Source organism: Tsuneonella sp. CC-YZS046, from assembly GCF_035581365.1.
Taxonomy (GTDB): domain Bacteria; phylum Pseudomonadota; class Alphaproteobacteria; order Sphingomonadales; family Sphingomonadaceae; genus JAWKXU01.
On the sequence record NZ_CP141590.1, the window covers coordinates 1,833,491 to 1,849,232 of the forward strand.

Here is a 15,742-nt window from a genome sequence, read left to right on the forward strand (position 1 = left end):
CGCATCGAGCTGTCCCTCTCAAATTTCAATGTAATGGCGGCCGGCGATGCTGCCGGATGCTTCCGCGCTCAATTGCGCGCCGCGCACCCCGGCGCCGGCGAAATAGGTCAGCGCCTGATCGAAGGACACGCCCTCCTGCCTGAGCGCGGCGCACAGCGCCTGCTGCCCTTGTTCCACGCTGCCCGGGCGAGCGCCCAGCAGCCTTTCCAGTTCGGCCAGTTCGACCGCCTCGATATCCCGGCCATAGCGATCAATCGCCTTGAGGTATTTCACCACCTTGGCCGCATTCTTGGCGGCGGCGCTGGCGGCCGGATCGCTGCTGCGCGGCACGATGATATTGCCGAGGTCGGCGATCACCCTGTCATACAGCGAAGTATATTCCGTCTCGGGCGAATCCACCGGCGGCGCCCGCTCGATCTCCGTCCCGCTGGCCGCCGACAGGGCCTCCACCAGCAAGCGCCGGTTGAGCCCACGCGAAACGATCGCATGGGCCGGCTCGCTGGCGAAATTGCGGTGGCGGATCACCACGACGCGGGTGGAGACCAGCACGCGATGGTAAAGCAGGCTGGCCCGGTCGATCGGCGCGCCCACGGCTTCCTCATAGCAGCGCAGGGCTTCGAAATAATCCGGGACCGGCTCCATCACGCAGCGCATGGAAAACCAGGCGATGTCGTCCATCGGATCGCCCAGATGCGCAAATTCCCAGTCGATCAGCGCGGTCAGTTCGCCCTTGTCATACATGAAATTGCCGGGGCCGGCGTCGCCATGGGCCAGCACCGGCGCGCGGTCCGTTTCGGGCACATGCTTGCGCAGCCAGAGGAACGCGAATTCGAGCAGCGGGTCATCCTCGCCCACCTCGCGATACATCGCCTCCCATATGTCCAGCTCGTTGACGATATGATCGGCCATGCGCGGGCCAGAGGCACTGACCGCCAGCTCGATCCCCCCGATCGGATGGCGATGCAGCGTGGCGAGATCTTCCATGAACTGGCGCGCGATATACTGCTTGGCCACATCGTCCTTCAGGTGGCGCAGCTCCGCGACGCCGGCCGAACGGTCGGTCAGCACCGCGCGCAGCGCAGGATTGAAGCCGACGAGCTTCGGCGCGCGGATCGGAATGTCGCGGATCGCCTGGAATACCTGCGCTTCCCGCTCGATCGTCCAGGGCTCGGCGCCGGAATCGCCGGAGCGCGGATCGAACCGCAGCAGCAGGGGCAACACTTTCCCGTCCGGCCCGGCAATATCGATGCACCAGGTCTGCCGGCGGTTGCCGCCGGATGCGCGCGAGGTCCGCACGATCTCCCCACCAGTGATTTCAATGACCCACTCGGCGAGTCCGGGGTCGAGCATCTGCGCGCTTCCCGCCTGTTCCTTAGCTATGCGTGACGACATGTTTTCCAGTTTTACAAAGTGGTTATACTTGATTCTTGCAATCTTCAGTTGGCCAGCACTTCGGCGTCGGCATGCTGCCTGCGGCGAACGAGCCTGCCCGGCAGTTGACCTGTCGCCACGCCGCCTTCGAAAGTCACTACGCCATTTACGATGGTGGCGTCATAGCCGGTGGCGGTCTGCACAAGGCGGCGCCCGCCGGCCGGCAGGTCGAACAGCATGGAAGGGACGCTGCAATTGATCCGGGCATAATCTATGATGTTGAGATCGGCCCTCATTCCTTCGGCGATCACGCCGCGATCGTGTAAGCCATATCCCCGCGCGGTATGGCTGGTCTGCTTGGCCACCACTTCCTCTATCGAAAGGCGCGGACCGACCTCGCGGTCGCGAGCCCAGTAGCTGAGCATGAAGGTCGGGATGGCGGCGTCGCAAATCGCGCCGCAATGCGCCCCTGCGTCAGACCCGCCCAGCAGGACGCTTTCCTTGGCCATCAATTCACGAACGAACTCAAGATTGTAATCGGCATAGTTCATGATCACGACGTAGACATAGCCGTTCCCGTCATTTTCCATCAGCATGTCATAGATGATGGCATCGGCGGAAACGCCGCGCGCCTCCGCCAGCGCCCTGACGCTGTCGGCATAGGCCGGTTCGTAATTGAGGAAACCGTCTTCCGACGCGAGCCGGAACATCAGCTCGGGCAACAGGGGTATCCCCTCGAAGGGGGTCTTGCCAGACTTCTCCGAAATGATCGTTTCCCGGATTTCGGGCCGCCGCAGCTCGCGCAACTGCTCCACGAAGGGCAGCTTCGCGATCCGGTCATAGGTCGGGCGGCCCATGAAGATGTTGAAGCTGCTTTGCCAGCCCATGATGATCCCGATCGGCCTGGGGCTGATCTGCGGCATGAGGTCCGCGCCACGGCCGTTCTGCTCGTCGGTCAGCTTCATAATGTGGCGCCATTTTTCCGGATTGCCTGGATTGCGGTGCATCAGGAAGGTGAACTTCACGCCATATCTGCGCGACAGATCGCCCATCCATGCGAGATCCTCCTCAGCCGTGAGGCTGCCCGGAACCTCCAGATGCAGATCGGATACCACTTCGAACACGGCGTCCGGCGCCTTGCCCAGCGCGGCGCAGATTCCCTCCATCTCGTCGATCCCGACCTGGGTGCCGGGCACGACATCGCCATCGGCCGTCCTGTGCGCCGAGATGCGGGACGTAGTGAAGCCGAATGCCCCAGCCGCCAGCCCATCGGCCACCAGATCGGCCATGCGGGCGATCTCTTCGGCTGTAGCAGGCTCGTTCGCGCCGCCGCGATCGCCCATCACGTAAGTCCGCACCGCCGCGTGCGGAATCTGGGTTGCGACGTCGAGCGCGTAGCTGCGGCTGTCGAGGAAATCGAGATATTCCGGGAACGTCTCCCATTCCCAGCAGATACCTTCCGCCAGCGCGGTGCCGGGGATGTCCTCCACTCCTTCCATGATGTTGATGAGCCGATCGTGATAATCGGGCGCGACCGGGGCGAAGCCCACGCCGCAATTGCCCATCACCACCGTGGTGACCCCGTGCCAGCAGGATGGGCTGAGATAGGAATCCCAGCTGACCTGCCCGTCGTAATGGGTATGCACATCCACCCAGCCGGGCGTGACCAGCTTGCCGGTGGCGTCGATTTCCCTTCGGCCGCTTTCCGATACCTGGCCCACCTTGACGATTCGCCCCTTCGAAATGGCCACATCGGCCTGGAAACGATTCCGCCCGGTTCCGTCGATCACGGTTCCGCCGCGAATTACGATGTCATGCATGGCACCTCTCCTGCACAGGTTGCCCACCCGTTTTCACGCCAAGTCGCGGCATTGTAGAGAGCCGACCATTGCGGTCAAGCATCTAAACATCAGACCATAATCATATTTGGAGTTTTCCAGGCCTGACGATATTGTTTGCGAGCCACGGCTTTATGAAGCTACGAATGCAATCGAATATGGAACAGACCGCCCGAACCGCGATTTCCAACATCATTGTCCAGAAGGCGTCGGACGTGCTGGCGTCACGCCTTCGGGAACTGATTCTGTCTGGCGAACTGAAGCCGGGCGATGCGCTGCCCAATGAACGCGAACTGGTGGCGCAAAGCGGGCTTGGCCGATCCTCCGTCCGCGAGGCGCTGCGTGTCCTTTCCGCCGAGGGCCTGATCAATACCAGGGGCGGGCGCGGCGGCGGCTCGATGGTGACCTTGCCGGATCGGGATTCGATTCGCCGGCCCGTCGAACTGTTCATTCAGACCAATGAAGTAAGTTTCGAATCCCTGCTCGATTGCCGCGCTGCGGTGGAGCCGACGCTCGCGCGGCTCGCTGCCATCAATCGCACCGATGAAGAGGCGGAACATCTTCAGGCATTGCAGGAGCAATTCGCCAGCAAGGTGAACGATCTGGAAGCCTATCGGCGCATCAATCTGGAATGGCACCTTGCCGTTGCGCGCGCGAGCAACAACCCGCCGTTGATCGCGCTGATGGAAGCGATCTCCTCGCCCATCCTCGCATCCTCGCGGCCGAGCTACAGCACCACCGAGAAAGTTCGGCGGGAAACCGTCAAGATTCACGGCCGCATTCAGGCCGCCATCATGCAGCAGGATGGCGACGAAGCCTTTCGGCTCATGGCCCAGCATGTCGGCGCATTCCAGCAACTCGCCAAGGAACGCAGCCTGGCCAGCGAACAGCAGGCCGCTTCGGCCACCGGCTGACTCCATGCCCGTTCCGCCAGAGGGGCTGCCATCGCGGGAGAAAACCACGATATTCGCCTCACGCTATAGCTCACGCTATAGGATGAGAACCGGGACATCGGAGAGCGAAGGACATTCCCGGGCGTAAAATGGCCTAAAAATCAGGCAGCACGGCAAAGCATGCCGGCTGCTCATGGAACGGACTGCAAGGCATATTATTCTGGAGAGGCGCCATGAACGGACGGCCAAAAGTGGTGAAGGAAGGCTTCGGTTATCTGGAAGCAGCCCGCTGGCGGGACGGCTATCTGTATTTTTCGGACATCAAGAACCGCAAGGTCCACCGGATGCGCCCCGACGGCGATCTTGAGACGATAGTGACAATACCGCAAAGGCCGTCAGGGCTGGGTTGGACGGCCGATGGCGACATGCTGGTGATCGGCATGGAGGACAATACGCTCAACCGGGTCGGCAAGGGTGGCCGGATAGAAGCCAGCATCGACCTCAATGGGAGCGTGCTGCACGCCAACGACATGGCGGTTGACCCCACGGGCCGGGCCTATGTCACGCAGTTCGGCTATGACCTGTTCACCCATGCCCCTCCTGCCGCCACCCATGTGACGAGCATCGCGCCGGACGGCGCAATCGCCCATTTCGGCAGCGGGCTGGTGTTCCCCAACGGCATTGCCATTTCCGCCGATGGCCGCCGCCTGATCGTGGCGGAATCCTTCGGATACCGATTGACCGCATTCGATATCGCGCCGGACGGCAGCCTTTCCAACCAGCGCGTCTTCGCCGATTTCAGCGATGACGAAAACAATGTGCTGGATGGCCTTTGCATGGATGCCGAAGGCGCGGTCTGGGTCGGGATGCCCTTTGCCGGGGAATTTCGCCGCGTGCTCAACGGGGGCACTGTGACCGATGTGGTCAAGCCCGCCGGGAAAGGCACCTATTGCGTCGACTGCATGCTGGGCGGCGATGATGGCCGCACCCTGTTTCTGCTGGTGGCCGACACCAATGTGGAACGCATGGCCAATGACTGGGACAGCGAGGCCTCGATCCAGACGCTAATGGCAAACGTTCCGGCAGCCTGAGATGCAGCGAACGGCATAGGGGCGATAGCGGCCGCCCCCCTGCCCGGCTACACCATCAATTGCAGCAACTCATCGACACTGGCGGTCGCAAAGCCGACGGCACTGTCGGAAATGCCATAGGGAATCAGCAGCCTGTTGCCTGCCCGCAGCGCTCCGCAGGTGTAAACCACATTCGGCACATAGCCGGAGCGATCCGCATCGACGGCGGTCAGCACAGGCTCGGAAGTTCGGCCGATCACCTTCGATGGATCGTCAATATCCAGAAGCGCGCAGCCCAGCGCATATTTGCGCATCGCGCCGACCCCGTGCGTGAACAGCAGCCAGCCCGCATCCGTGCGGATCGGGCTGCCGCAATTGCCGATCTGGATGAACTCCCATGGGAAGCGCGGCTCCATCAGCAAGGCGCCTTCATCATCCCAGCGATCGATCCGGTCGGAATGAAGCAGGTAAAGATTCTTGCCGTCTTGGCGGCCAACCATGGCATAGCTTCCGCCCACCTTTTCCGGGAAAAGGGCCATCCCCTTGTTACGGCCCGCGCGCCCGTCGATCGCCTCGAGCAGAAAGCGGTTGAAATCCCGCGTGCGCAGCAATTCGGACCGGATCGTGGCGCCAGAATAGGCGGTATAAGTCCCGATCCATTCATAATCGCCGCCGCCGTGGTCGAAACGGACAAGGCGCAAATCCTCCAGCCCATTGCGCTGCTGTTCCGTGATTGGGAAAATGACCGTGTTGGAGAGGCTGCTGTCAGGATGGCGATGCACGGTCACTCCGCGATCGATGTCCGTAAGCGAAGTGTCATCGAGTTCGACCGACGTGGCGAAGGCGCTTTGCGGCCAAAGCGAGAAATTGCCGTCCTCATGCAGGATGCCCTCGCGGAAGACGATCGAACTGATATGCCCTTCCCCCACCGCGCGCAGGCTCATCACGAAACGGCAGGCGCCATCGCTTATTCCGCTCTGATCCGGGTGCGGGACGATGGACGGGTTCATCAGTGCCGCCGCCGCATAGGTATATTCATGGCAGAAATACGCGCCGATCAGGCGCTTGCGCGTTTCGGAAAAATTGCAGCTGAACAGGTTGAGAGAACGTTCAACCTCTTCATAACGCTCCGCGAACATGCTCTCGGTCTGCCAATGGCGCTCCTTGAAGTCACTGAGCACGCGATCATATTCGGCCACTGCCGCTTCCTCGCTCAGCGAGGCGACATCCTCGACCAGCTTCAGCGCCCTGCCGCCTGGCGCGCTCTGCGCCTGCCAGCCGAGGTGGAAAGGGCGCAGCACCACCCGGGAAGGGTCGGCGTGCAATCGCGTATCGAGGATATGCAGCGGACTATCGTGTGTATTTTGAACCTGCCTCAAATTCCTCTCCCACCATGCTTCCGCATTGCTGCGCCGCCATTGCTAGCATGGAATAATGAGACAATTGAAAGGCAAGTATCGATTCCGCACCGCAATTTTCATTCGCTCCTCTTGGAGTGAGACCGTCCCGGCAACGGCCGCTGGCCAGATCGGCCAGGGCGACACCGCGATCGTTGCTGCCGAAGAACCAGCGCCAGGCGGTCAGCCCATGCTCAAACCATCGCGGGCTGCCAGTTGCGCGAAGGGCGGAACGCGCCGCCTCTATCGCCGCCTGCGCTTCCAGCGGCTGCTGATCGAACGGAAGATAGTGATGGGGCTTTCCGAAACTTTCCGAACCGATCGGCCTGAAATGCCCGGTGGGGGATAGTTGCTGCGCCGCAATCCAGTGCAGTGTCTCGATACCGGCTTCCAGCAACGCATTGTCGCCGAGCACTTCCGCCGCTTCGATAATCGCCTGGCAAAGCCTGGGATTGTCATAGCCAAGCACGGCTTCGAACCAGGCCCAGTCAGGCCGCCTGCCGCTTCCCAGCAACCGGACGAGAAAATCCGACCCTTTTGCCACAAATATGCGCGAGGCGTCATGAGCCGGCATAACCCGCAGCACCGCACAGCACCCCAGCATCGCGAAGGCGACGGCGCGCGGCGATTCCAGCGTTTCCAGCCGGGGAAGCGTCGTGTCCCACCAGCGCATCGCCCAGCGCCGCATATCGTCGCTTGACGCCGTTTCAATGGTTTGTCCCAGCGCCCAGAGCGCCCTGCCGTTGGAATCTTCCGAACCGGCATCTTCGCACCAGCTTCGGTCGAACCGCATGAAATTGCGGAACCGGCCCGCTTCCTCGTTCCAGGCATCCTGAATGAAGGATGCGTAGATCATGCTCCAGTGCAGCCTCTCCGTATCGGTCATCCCGCTGGCGACATTCATGAGCATGAGCGCTCGCGCATTATCGTCGAGGCAATAGCCATGGCGCCGGTCGGGAACGATCCCGATGGCGTGCTGCAACATGCCGGTCCCGTCGCTCATCGCGAAAACCGCGCTCAACCCCGGCGTGGCGGTCAACGGAGCGTGATGCCCTTCCGGAGCGACGGCGCTTTCGATCAATCGGGCCGAGGCTTGCGCGAACCTTGGCCAGATTGTCTCTCGCCCCTTGGCATAGGCACGCCGCTGAATGGCGCGCAGCCTGTCCGGATCGTCCAGCAGATCGATCACCGCGGCGGCAATCTGATCCGCGGAATCGCGTTCGATCAGCACCCCGACCTGATCCGCCAGCAATTCGCTGGCATGGACATAGGGAGTGGAAACCACCGCCTTTCCCAGCGCCACCGCATAGCTGAGCGTGCCTGATGTGGATTGCTGAAGGTTGAGATAGGGGGTGACGTAAATGTCGCACGCTTCCAGCTGATCGAGCAATTCCTCGGTGTCGAGAAAGCGGTTATCCCACTCGATATGCTGCGCCACCCCGAGATTTTCGGCCAGGGCGACCAGCCTTTCACGATAGGCTTCCCCTTCCCGGGCGATCAGGTTGGGGTGCGTGGCACCCACGATCCGATATAGAATGTCGGGATGCCACTGTACGATGGCAGGCAGCGCTTCGATCGCTCGCTCCAGCCCCTTGCCGGGTCCCAGCAGCCCGAAAGTCATCATTATCGGGCGATCCGCATGGCCCAGCATGGCCTTGAATTGACGCTGGCGGCCGAATGGCCGGTCTGGCGCACCATGCTCGATCACTTCGAGGATTTCAGACGGCGCATCATAGGCCTGCGCCAGCAGATCCCGCGAATGGCGGGACATCACCATTACCCTCGATGCTCTGGAGATCAAATGCTTGAGGATTGCGCGTTGCCGGGTTGACGGAGCGCTCAGCACGGTATGCAGGGTAATGATGAGCGGGGCGGCCAGCCTGTCCACGAAATCGCAAACCAGTTCTCCGCACTCACCTCCGAAGATCCCATATTCGTGCTGCAGCCAGATCACGTCCGGCGCGCCTTCGTTGATCTTCCGCGCGGCCACCGCAAAATCGGCAGGATCATTGCAGGCTATGGTCGCGGCAATATCTTCATAGACCAGACCCGCTTCCGGATCGTCCAAAGCATAGACATCCAAGTGAATATCGGGACGATGCTCGCGAAGCTGCTTGAAAATATCGGTCGTGAATGTCGCGATACCGCATTTGCGAGGAGCGAAATTGCCGACGAGCGCGACCTTCAGCGGCCTGGCGGATGAAGAATTGAGCTTCGGGAAGATCGACAGGACATCGGCACTCTGCGCACGATCGAATACACTTGAAAAGTCACCGGACATCAGTGGAATCCTTCATCGCACAGCGTGGACATTGCCTAAACGCAAGGAAGGATGAGCAAGTTCCGCATATGCGAAAAAATGCAAAGGGATATGACACTCCGATTTATCATATTGATAATAAATAGTTTTCTTAAGAAGTCGCAATGATGCACTGCCGAAATGATGCAAACGGCTCCTGCCGCCGCGCTAATCTAGCCTGCACCCTGGATTATTCGCTTTTCGAGCCGAACCCCGGGATAGCTCACAAAGGCCAGTGTCGCTTCACTGAGGAAACCGGCTCCGATCCGGAAGGCAAATCGCTGGGCGTCCCGCAAGGACCGATACCATTTGCCGCTGCGGTGGGGAGTAACGAACCTGTATTCTACCATAGCGAGCATCCAACCTTACCCCTCGCGAAAAGTTCCAACGGCTCGGCGCATTTCGAGCGACTTTTCAGATGCAGGGAACAGGTGGTCGGCGCGGTGTGTCAGGCATCCGGCAAATCGAGGAACCGGGGCGGATTATCCGAATGCGCCACTCTCTTTCAGTTGCTCGATTTCCGGCAACTGGAACCCGCATTCGTCGAGCAAGGCCGCCAGATCGCTGTTCTCCTTCCACATCCTCGGCCGCGGCGCGGGGGTGGCGGAATAGCGCGGCACCGGAGCGGGCTGCGTAACCCCGTCAACGGTCAGAAAATTCCCCCTCGCCCGGTTGTGGGAATGCTCCCCTGCCTCGCCCATCGCGACCACCGGAGCAAAGCAGACTTCCTCGTGCTCGAGCAGATCGCACCACTCCCTGAGCGATTTCGACGCGAATACGGCCGCCAGCTTGGCCTTCATCACCGGCCAGCGGGCCCGGTCATACTGGGAGCTGAAATCGGGATCGTGCGCGACCCCGGTCAATTCGGTCAAACGGGCAAAGAACTTCTCCTCGATCGCGCCGATGCACAAATATCGGCCATCGCTCGTCCGATAGGTGTCGTAGAACGGCGCCCCGCCATCCAGCAGATTTTCGCCGCGCACGCCGTTCCATTCCCCCTGATTCTTCAGGGTCCAGGTGCCCGCCATGAGTGCGGACGCCCCTTCCGCCATGGCGCAATCCACGACCCGGCCCGGCGCGCCACCGCGCGCCGCCATGATCGCCGAAACCATGCCGAAAGCCAGCATCAATCCCCCTCCACCATAATCCCCGAGGAGATTGAGCGGAGGAACCGGAGCCTCGCCCGCGCGCCCTATCGCATCCAGCACGCCGCTGATGGCGATATAATTGATGTCGTGCCCCGGCAGCGAAGCATAAGGCCCATCCTGGCCCCAACCGGTCATGCGGCCATAGACCAGGTGGGCGTTGATCGCCATCAGGTCATCCGGCCCAAGCCCCAGCCGCTCCGCAACGCCCGGCCGGAACCCTTCGATGAACCCATCGGCGCTCCTTACCAGCCGGCGCACGATCTCCACTCCGCCAGCAGTCTTGAGATCGAGAGAGATGTTGCGCCGGGAACGCAGCATCACATCCCGCCCGGCGTCCACCGGCAGGCCCGCCTGCACGCCGCCCGGCCGATCGATCCGGATCACCTCGGCGCCATTGTCGGCGAGCATCATCCCGCAAAACGGCCCGGGGCCGATACCGCCCAGTTCAATGATCCTGACGCCGGCCAGCGGCAGAGGATTGGATGCCCCGCTCATTCCTTCGCCAATCAGTTCATACGGCTCCAGGATTGCACTTCGGGAAGCACTTTTTCCGCAAACAGCCGGATTCCGCTTTCGGCGTTTTCGCGGGACATGCCGCCGTAGCTGACCTGAACGGTGAGATCGAAATTGCCCAGGGCGTTCCTGCGGGCATGCAGCTTGTCCAGGATCTGCTGCGGGGTGCCCCAGGTGTTGATGTCCACGAAGGCATTGGCCGCATCGGTCATGCCGAGGTCCTGCAACATGCTGGCGTTATTCGCATAATCGCCATAACCTTTCATGTTCTTGAAGTGGTCGCCGGCCATTTCGTAGTGATCCATCACCGTCACGTAATAATTGGACATATGTTCGCGAGCGAGAGCCTCGGCCTTTTCCGCGCTTTCATCGCACGCCATGAAATCCACACAGATCGGCGCCGGAGCCTTTTCGCCGTGGTGCTGCTCATACAATTCCCGATAGCTCGAGAAATGGGGGATCATCTGCTCCCACGGCTTCTGCGCGAAGCTCATCATGGTGGCGCCCAGACGCGCGCAGACCGGCACCGAGTCGGACGACATGGCGACAGAGAAGAACCTGTTCCTGAAACTCGACAACGGACGCGGACGCACTTCGGTGCGGACCTGCTTGTAGTGTTTTCCGTCCCATTCGCAGACGCCGGTTTCCAGCCCGCTCATCACAAATTCGGCGGATTCGTCGAAGCGGTCGCGCGCCTCGTTCATGTCCAGCCCGAACGTGTCATATTCCCGCCGGGCAAGCCCCCTGCCGATGCCGAACATGGCGCGCCCGTTGCTGAGGTAATCCAGCACGATCATCCGCTCGACAATGCGCATCGGATCGTCATGCCAGGGCAGGATCACGGCGCCGGTCATCAGCCCGATCCGCTCGGTCTTGGCGGCAAGGTAGGACAGGAACTGGATGTTGTCGGGAGACATCGCGTAATTGGAGAAATGATGCTCCACCGACCCGACCGTATCGAACCCCAGCGGCTCGGCCAGACTGCACAGATGGATATCGCGGTCCCATGCCTCCCGATCCGTCGTCTGATCCATAAAGTTCTGAAATACCATCAAAAGACCAACACGCATCTCACCTCTCCTGTTATCTCCGGACGGTTGGATGGAACCGTCGCGACATGCAGCCAAAACTAATTTATTTGCTTACTTCGAGCAAGTATCATTGCCTTGATGATCGTTCCCGCCCGCTCCTTCACGGGCGTCTTTCGGCAAGTATTTCCAGAGTGCTGCGCCGGTAGTGCTGGAACACCGCGTGAATGTTGATCGCCGACGGGTCCACCAGCCACTGGTAGACCAGCCCGAAGATCAGCGCCGCGAATTCCACCGCGAAGCAGCTGGGGTCGATGGACGGGCGAATGGCCCCTTCCTCGATCCCTTCCCTCACCCAGCGTTCCGCATCCCGGCGGTAGGCCGAATGATTCGCCGCCAGCCGCCGGCGAACGACCGTGTGGCTGGTCATGGATTCGAACCACAGGATATACAGCGCCTGCATCTCGATCGTGTGGTTCATGAGGAAGTATTCGACCGCATCGAACGCGCTCATGAAGGCGGCAAGGCCGGTCCGATCCTCCACAAAGCCCTTCAGGCCGCTCGCCCATTTCCGGTTGAAGTCCCGCACCATCTGGCTGAACAGAACTTCCTTCGAGCCGAAGCGGTTGCTGGCGAGGCCGCGGCTGTAGCCGGCCCGTTCGCCCACATCCTTCAGCGTGGTATTGTGAGTGCCGCGTTCGACGATCAACTGCATCGCCGCTTCGTACATGCGCGCATCGGACAGGGCCGTGCGCTCCGCCTGGGTCATGCGCGGCTTGGCCTTGGAAACACCTTTGATAGCCAGATTTTCATTCATAGACATGTTCCGCGTGGCCGAACCCGGTTTCAGTGAGATAAGGCAAGGTTCCGCTCTGCACTTCCCCGCGCAGGAATTTCTTGTCGATCTTGCCAACGCTTGTCTTGGGAAGGCCGGGAACGCAGGCCCAATATTCCGGAATCATGAATTTTGCAATTTGCCCTGCCAGATAGCGTCGGATTTCTCCAAAATCCGGCTCCTGCCCCTCCTGCGCGACGACGATCGCCAGCGGGCGCTCTTCCCAGCGGCTGTCGGCAACCGCCACCACCGCCACTTCCGCGATGCCGGGAAATCGCGCGATCCGGTTTTCCAGATCGACCGAGGAAATCCATTCCCCGCCCGACTTGATGAGATCCTTCGTCCGGTCGGTCAGCAGGACATAGCCGCGCTCGTCGATCGTCCCGACATCGCCCGTTTCCAGCCAGCCGTCCGCGCTCAACGGAGCATCCTGCGCGGGCTGGCGGTAATATCCCGCCGCCACCCATGGCCCGCGCAACTGCAACCTGCCCACGGTCCTCCCGTCTTCCGTAACAGGCCTGCCCTCGTCGTCCACCGCGCGGACTTCCATCCCGGCCACCGGCCTGCCGCTCTTGGCGCGCCATTCGACCGCCACTTCCGGCGCTGCATCGCGCGGCGGGAAGGAAACCACGCACATCGGGCTGGTTTCGGTCATGCCCCAACCTTGCACGATATCGACACCCCATGCGTCCTTCACCCGTTCGATCAGCACCGGCGAAACCGCCGAACCGCCACCAATGATCGTGCGAAAGCTGCCCATCTCTATCGGAGAACGGGCATGAAGCTGCAGCAGGTCGTTAAGGATGGTGGGAACCGTTGCCGTCAGGGTGGGCTTGGTCGCGGCCGCCATCGCCGCGATCTTGTCCGGCTGCAGATGCGGGCCGGGCATCACCATGTCGCTGCCGGCGAACCAGCCAGAGAACGGCAGCCCCCAGGCATTGGCATGGAACATCGGCGGCAACATCAGGATGTTGTCGCGATTGCTGATGGCGAACGCATCCACGCCCATCGACCCCAGGCTGTGGAGGAAGATCGAACGATGGCTGTAAACCACCCCTTTCGGGTTGCCGGTGGTGCCGGAGGTATAGCAGACCACCGCCGCGCTGTTCTCCGCCACTTCCGGCCATTGCTCCATCGGATCATGACCGGCGATCAGATCTTCGTAATAGTGGATCGCACCCTTGAATCCAGCGACGGCATCGGCCTTTCCGCCGAACACGATCAGCTGTTCCACGCAGGACTGGCGCGACAGCACCGGCTCCAGCAGCGGAAGCAGCGAAGCTTCGACCAGTATGGCGCGATCCTCCGCATGTTCCACGATATAGGCCAGCTGATCCGCGAACAGGCGAATGTTCAGCGTGTGGAGGACATAGCCCGCCGCAGGCACGGCAAGATAGGCTTCCAGATGCGCATCGTTGTTCCAGGCGAAGGTGCCGATGCGATCGCCTGGGGCAAGGCCCAGCGCGACCAGCGCACTGGCCAAGCTGCGCGCCCGCGCGGCGATCCGCGCGAACGACGCTTCGGAATACTCCCCGCCGTCATAAGTGACCACCCGGCTTTCCGGAAAGAGCCGTTCCCCGCGACGGACGATCATCTGCGTCGTCAGGGGATGCTGCATCATGGTCGGACCCATCACACCCCTCCTCTATCGATCAGGGCGGCAGCTTCCCACAGCAGGTTCGGGACATCCCGTTCCAGATTGCGGGCATAATCGCTGTCCACCTTGCCTTCACGATAAAGCACGAACGCCCCTTCAACGATAGCGGCGAGGCGCCAGGCGGAAAAAACCATGAAATAGGAAAGGTCGCCATGGTCGATGCCGCTCAGCTCGGACCACAGATCGGCCAGTTCGCGCCGCTCGATCGCGGCAGGATCGTTGGACAGGCCCTGCACGAAGGGAAACCCGATCGCACCCCGGCCATCCCGCTTCCAGAAGAACAGGCAAAGCCCCAGATCGACGAGCGGATCGCCGATCGTCGCCATTTCCCAATCGAGGATCGCCTTCAGGCGCGGTTCCCCGCGGTCCATCAGGCAATTGTCGAGATGGAAATCGCAATGGATGATACTGGCCCGGCCGGAAGCGGGGGCATTGTCCCTGAGCCATTCGCCCAGCTGACCGATCAGCGGGAGATCGCGAACCTGCCGGTTCCGCCTGATGTCCAGCCAACGATCGATCTGGCGCTCGACGAATCCCGAGGGGCGTCCGAAGCCTTCCGGCACCTTGCCTTCCCAGGCCATCCGATGAACCGCGGCCAGCGCCGCTATCATCTCCCTGCCCAGCTGATCGATGCTGACCGCCCCCGCCGGATATTCCGCCGGCAGCTCCGTGGTCAAAGCCACGCCGTCGATCCATTCCGTCAGCGCGAAGGGCTGGCCAAGGATGGAGCGGTCGTCGCACCACGCCACCGGGCGGGGAACCGGCGCGCTGCCATGAAGCGCCTTCAGAGCCGTGAATTCCCGCGAGATCCCGGCAGCCGCCTTGTCGGAAATGACATCGACCGGCGGATGGCGCAGCACCAAGGGACCGGACGGGGTTTCGACCCGCCGCGTCACGTTGGAATTGCCGCCAGCGAGAACCTGGCCGAGCCGCCCGCCCTCAATGCCGCATTCCGTAGCCAGCCATTGCGAAAATGCCGCGTCGCGCTCCAGCGCTAGAGGCTGCACATCAGCCCCCCGTCGGTCATGATTACCGAGCCGGTCATGTAGGTGGAGCCGGCGACCCACCAGCAAACATCGGCGATCTCCTCGGCATCGCCCATTCTGCGCAGGGGAATCTTGGCGATGATCGCGCTCTTCGCCCGCTCCGACAAGCCTTGCGTCATTTCGGTGGAGACGAAGCCTGGAACCACGAGATTCACCCGGATGCCTTGCCTCGCCAACTCGACCGCAAGGACCTGCGTCAATCCAGCCAGTCCGGCCTTGGAAGCGCCATAGCAACTGTCGCCGGGGAACCCCCGGAAGCCCACCACCGCGCCGATATTGATGATGGCCCCGCCCTCGCCCATGAAAGGCAGCGCATTGCGCACCGTCTTCATCGGCCCGCCCAGATTGGTGGCCAGCGATTGCTCCCAATCGTCGAGATCGAGCGAGTCCACCCTGCCGCCGCGATGCAGGCCGGCATTGTTCACCAATATGTCGATACCGCCCCACTGTTCGGCGGCGGCGGCGCAGGCGCGGCGGATGTCCTCCTCGCGGGTTACATCGGCAGCCACGCCGATGGCGTCCTGGCCCAATGCGCTCGCGGCTTCGACGATCCCCTTGTCCCGGGCGACAAGGCACACGCGGTCGCCACGGGCAAGCGCCGTGGCGGCGATCGCGCGGCCAAGCCCGCGCGATGCCCCTGTCACCAG

Annotated in this window: 12 protein-coding genes; 2 read left to right on the forward strand and 10 right to left on the reverse strand. The window is 61.8% G+C overall.

Annotated features, from left to right (window positions below; all coding sequences use genetic code 11):
- Positions 1-18 precede the first annotated feature (18 nt).
- Both U8326_RS09065 and U8326_RS09070 read right to left on the reverse strand, forming a co-directional pair.
- Positions 19-1,350, reverse strand: coding sequence for a phosphotransferase family protein (locus U8326_RS09065; RefSeq protein ID WP_324739852.1), 1,332 nt, complete (start codon positions 1,348-1,350; stop codon positions 19-21).
- A gap of 86 nt (positions 1,351-1,436) precedes the next feature.
- Positions 1,437-3,191: an N-acyl-D-amino-acid deacylase family protein gene (locus U8326_RS09070; protein WP_324739853.1), complete on the reverse strand. Its 1,755-nt coding sequence runs from the start codon at positions 3,189-3,191 to the stop codon at positions 1,437-1,439.
- 164 nt (positions 3,192-3,355) lie between these two features.
- On the opposite strand from U8326_RS09070, the gene U8326_RS09075 reads away from it, so the two are divergent.
- The gene (locus U8326_RS09075; RefSeq protein ID WP_324739854.1) at positions 3,356-4,123 is read left to right on the forward strand and encodes a FadR/GntR family transcriptional regulator; all 768 of its coding nucleotides are present in this window, start codon (positions 3,356-3,358) and stop codon (positions 4,121-4,123) included.
- A gap of 212 nt (positions 4,124-4,335) precedes the next feature.
- Complete coding sequence (locus U8326_RS09080) at positions 4,336-5,193, forward strand: SMP-30/gluconolactonase/LRE family protein (protein ID WP_324739855.1); 858 nt, start codon at positions 4,336-4,338, stop codon at positions 5,191-5,193.
- A 47-nt stretch (positions 5,194-5,240) separates the two neighbouring features.
- On the opposite strand, the gene U8326_RS09085 is transcribed toward U8326_RS09080, so the two are convergent.
- The 8 genes from U8326_RS09085 to U8326_RS09120 form a co-directional block, all read right to left on the reverse strand.
- The gene (locus U8326_RS09085; protein WP_324739856.1) at positions 5,241-6,551 is read right to left on the reverse strand and encodes a glycoside hydrolase family 130 protein; all 1,311 of its coding nucleotides are present in this window, start codon (positions 6,549-6,551) and stop codon (positions 5,241-5,243) included.
- On the reverse strand, positions 6,523-8,850 hold the full coding sequence (locus U8326_RS09090) for a glycosyltransferase family 4 protein (RefSeq protein WP_324739857.1): 2,328 nt from the start codon (positions 8,848-8,850) through the stop codon (positions 6,523-6,525). The genes U8326_RS09085 and U8326_RS09090 overlap by 29 nt, the downstream gene beginning before the upstream one ends.
- A 500-nt stretch (positions 8,851-9,350) precedes the next feature.
- Positions 9,351-10,511: a CaiB/BaiF CoA-transferase family protein gene (locus tag U8326_RS09095; protein ID WP_324739859.1), complete on the reverse strand. Its 1,161-nt coding sequence runs from the start codon at positions 10,509-10,511 to the stop codon at positions 9,351-9,353.
- A gap of 11 nt (positions 10,512-10,522) precedes the next feature.
- Positions 10,523-11,599: an LLM class flavin-dependent oxidoreductase gene (locus U8326_RS09100; RefSeq protein WP_324739860.1), complete on the reverse strand. Its 1,077-nt coding sequence runs from the start codon at positions 11,597-11,599 to the stop codon at positions 10,523-10,525.
- Between the two features lie 121 nt (positions 11,600-11,720).
- On the reverse strand, positions 11,721-12,374 hold the full coding sequence (locus tag U8326_RS09105; RefSeq protein ID WP_324739861.1) for a TetR/AcrR family transcriptional regulator: 654 nt from the start codon (positions 12,372-12,374) through the stop codon (positions 11,721-11,723).
- Complete coding sequence (locus U8326_RS09110; RefSeq protein ID WP_324739862.1) at positions 12,367-14,025, reverse strand: long-chain-fatty-acid--CoA ligase; 1,659 nt, start codon at positions 14,023-14,025, stop codon at positions 12,367-12,369. The genes U8326_RS09105 and U8326_RS09110 overlap by 8 nt, the downstream gene beginning before the upstream one ends.
- A complete protein-coding gene (locus U8326_RS09115) occupies positions 14,025-15,056 on the reverse strand; it encodes a phosphotransferase family protein (protein WP_324739864.1) in 1,032 nt (343 codons plus the stop codon). The genes U8326_RS09110 and U8326_RS09115 overlap by 1 nt, the downstream gene beginning before the upstream one ends.
- Positions 15,044-15,739, reverse strand: coding sequence for an SDR family oxidoreductase (locus tag U8326_RS09120; protein WP_324739865.1), 696 nt, complete (start codon positions 15,737-15,739; stop codon positions 15,044-15,046). The genes U8326_RS09115 and U8326_RS09120 overlap by 13 nt, the downstream gene beginning before the upstream one ends.
- Positions 15,740-15,742: the final 3 nt, after the last annotated feature.

Coding starts and splice junctions, on each gene's coding strand:
- U8326_RS09065 (WP_324739852.1), bottom strand. CDS start 1,350: ATGCTCGACCCCGGACTCGCCGAGTGGGTCATTGAAATCACTGGTGGG.
- U8326_RS09070 (WP_324739853.1), bottom strand. CDS start 3,191: ATGCATGACATCGTAATTCGCGGCGGAACCGTGATCGACGGAACCGGG.
- U8326_RS09075 (WP_324739854.1), top strand. CDS start 3,356: ATGCAATCGAATATGGAACAGACCGCCCGAACCGCGATTTCCAACATC.
- U8326_RS09080 (WP_324739855.1), top strand. CDS start 4,336: ATGAACGGACGGCCAAAAGTGGTGAAGGAAGGCTTCGGTTATCTGGAA.
- U8326_RS09090 (WP_324739857.1), bottom strand. CDS start 8,850: ATGTCCGGTGACTTTTCAAGTGTATTCGATCGTGCGCAGAGTGCCGAT.
- U8326_RS09095 (WP_324739859.1), bottom strand. CDS start 10,511: ATGAGCGGGGCATCCAATCCTCTGCCGCTGGCCGGCGTCAGGATCATT.
- U8326_RS09100 (WP_324739860.1), bottom strand. CDS start 11,599: ATGCGTGTTGGTCTTTTGATGGTATTTCAGAACTTTATGGATCAGACG.
- U8326_RS09105 (WP_324739861.1), bottom strand. CDS start 12,374: ATGAATGAAAATCTGGCTATCAAAGGTGTTTCCAAGGCCAAGCCGCGC.
- U8326_RS09110 (WP_324739862.1), bottom strand. CDS start 14,025: ATGGGTCCGACCATGATGCAGCATCCCCTGACGACGCAGATGATCGTC.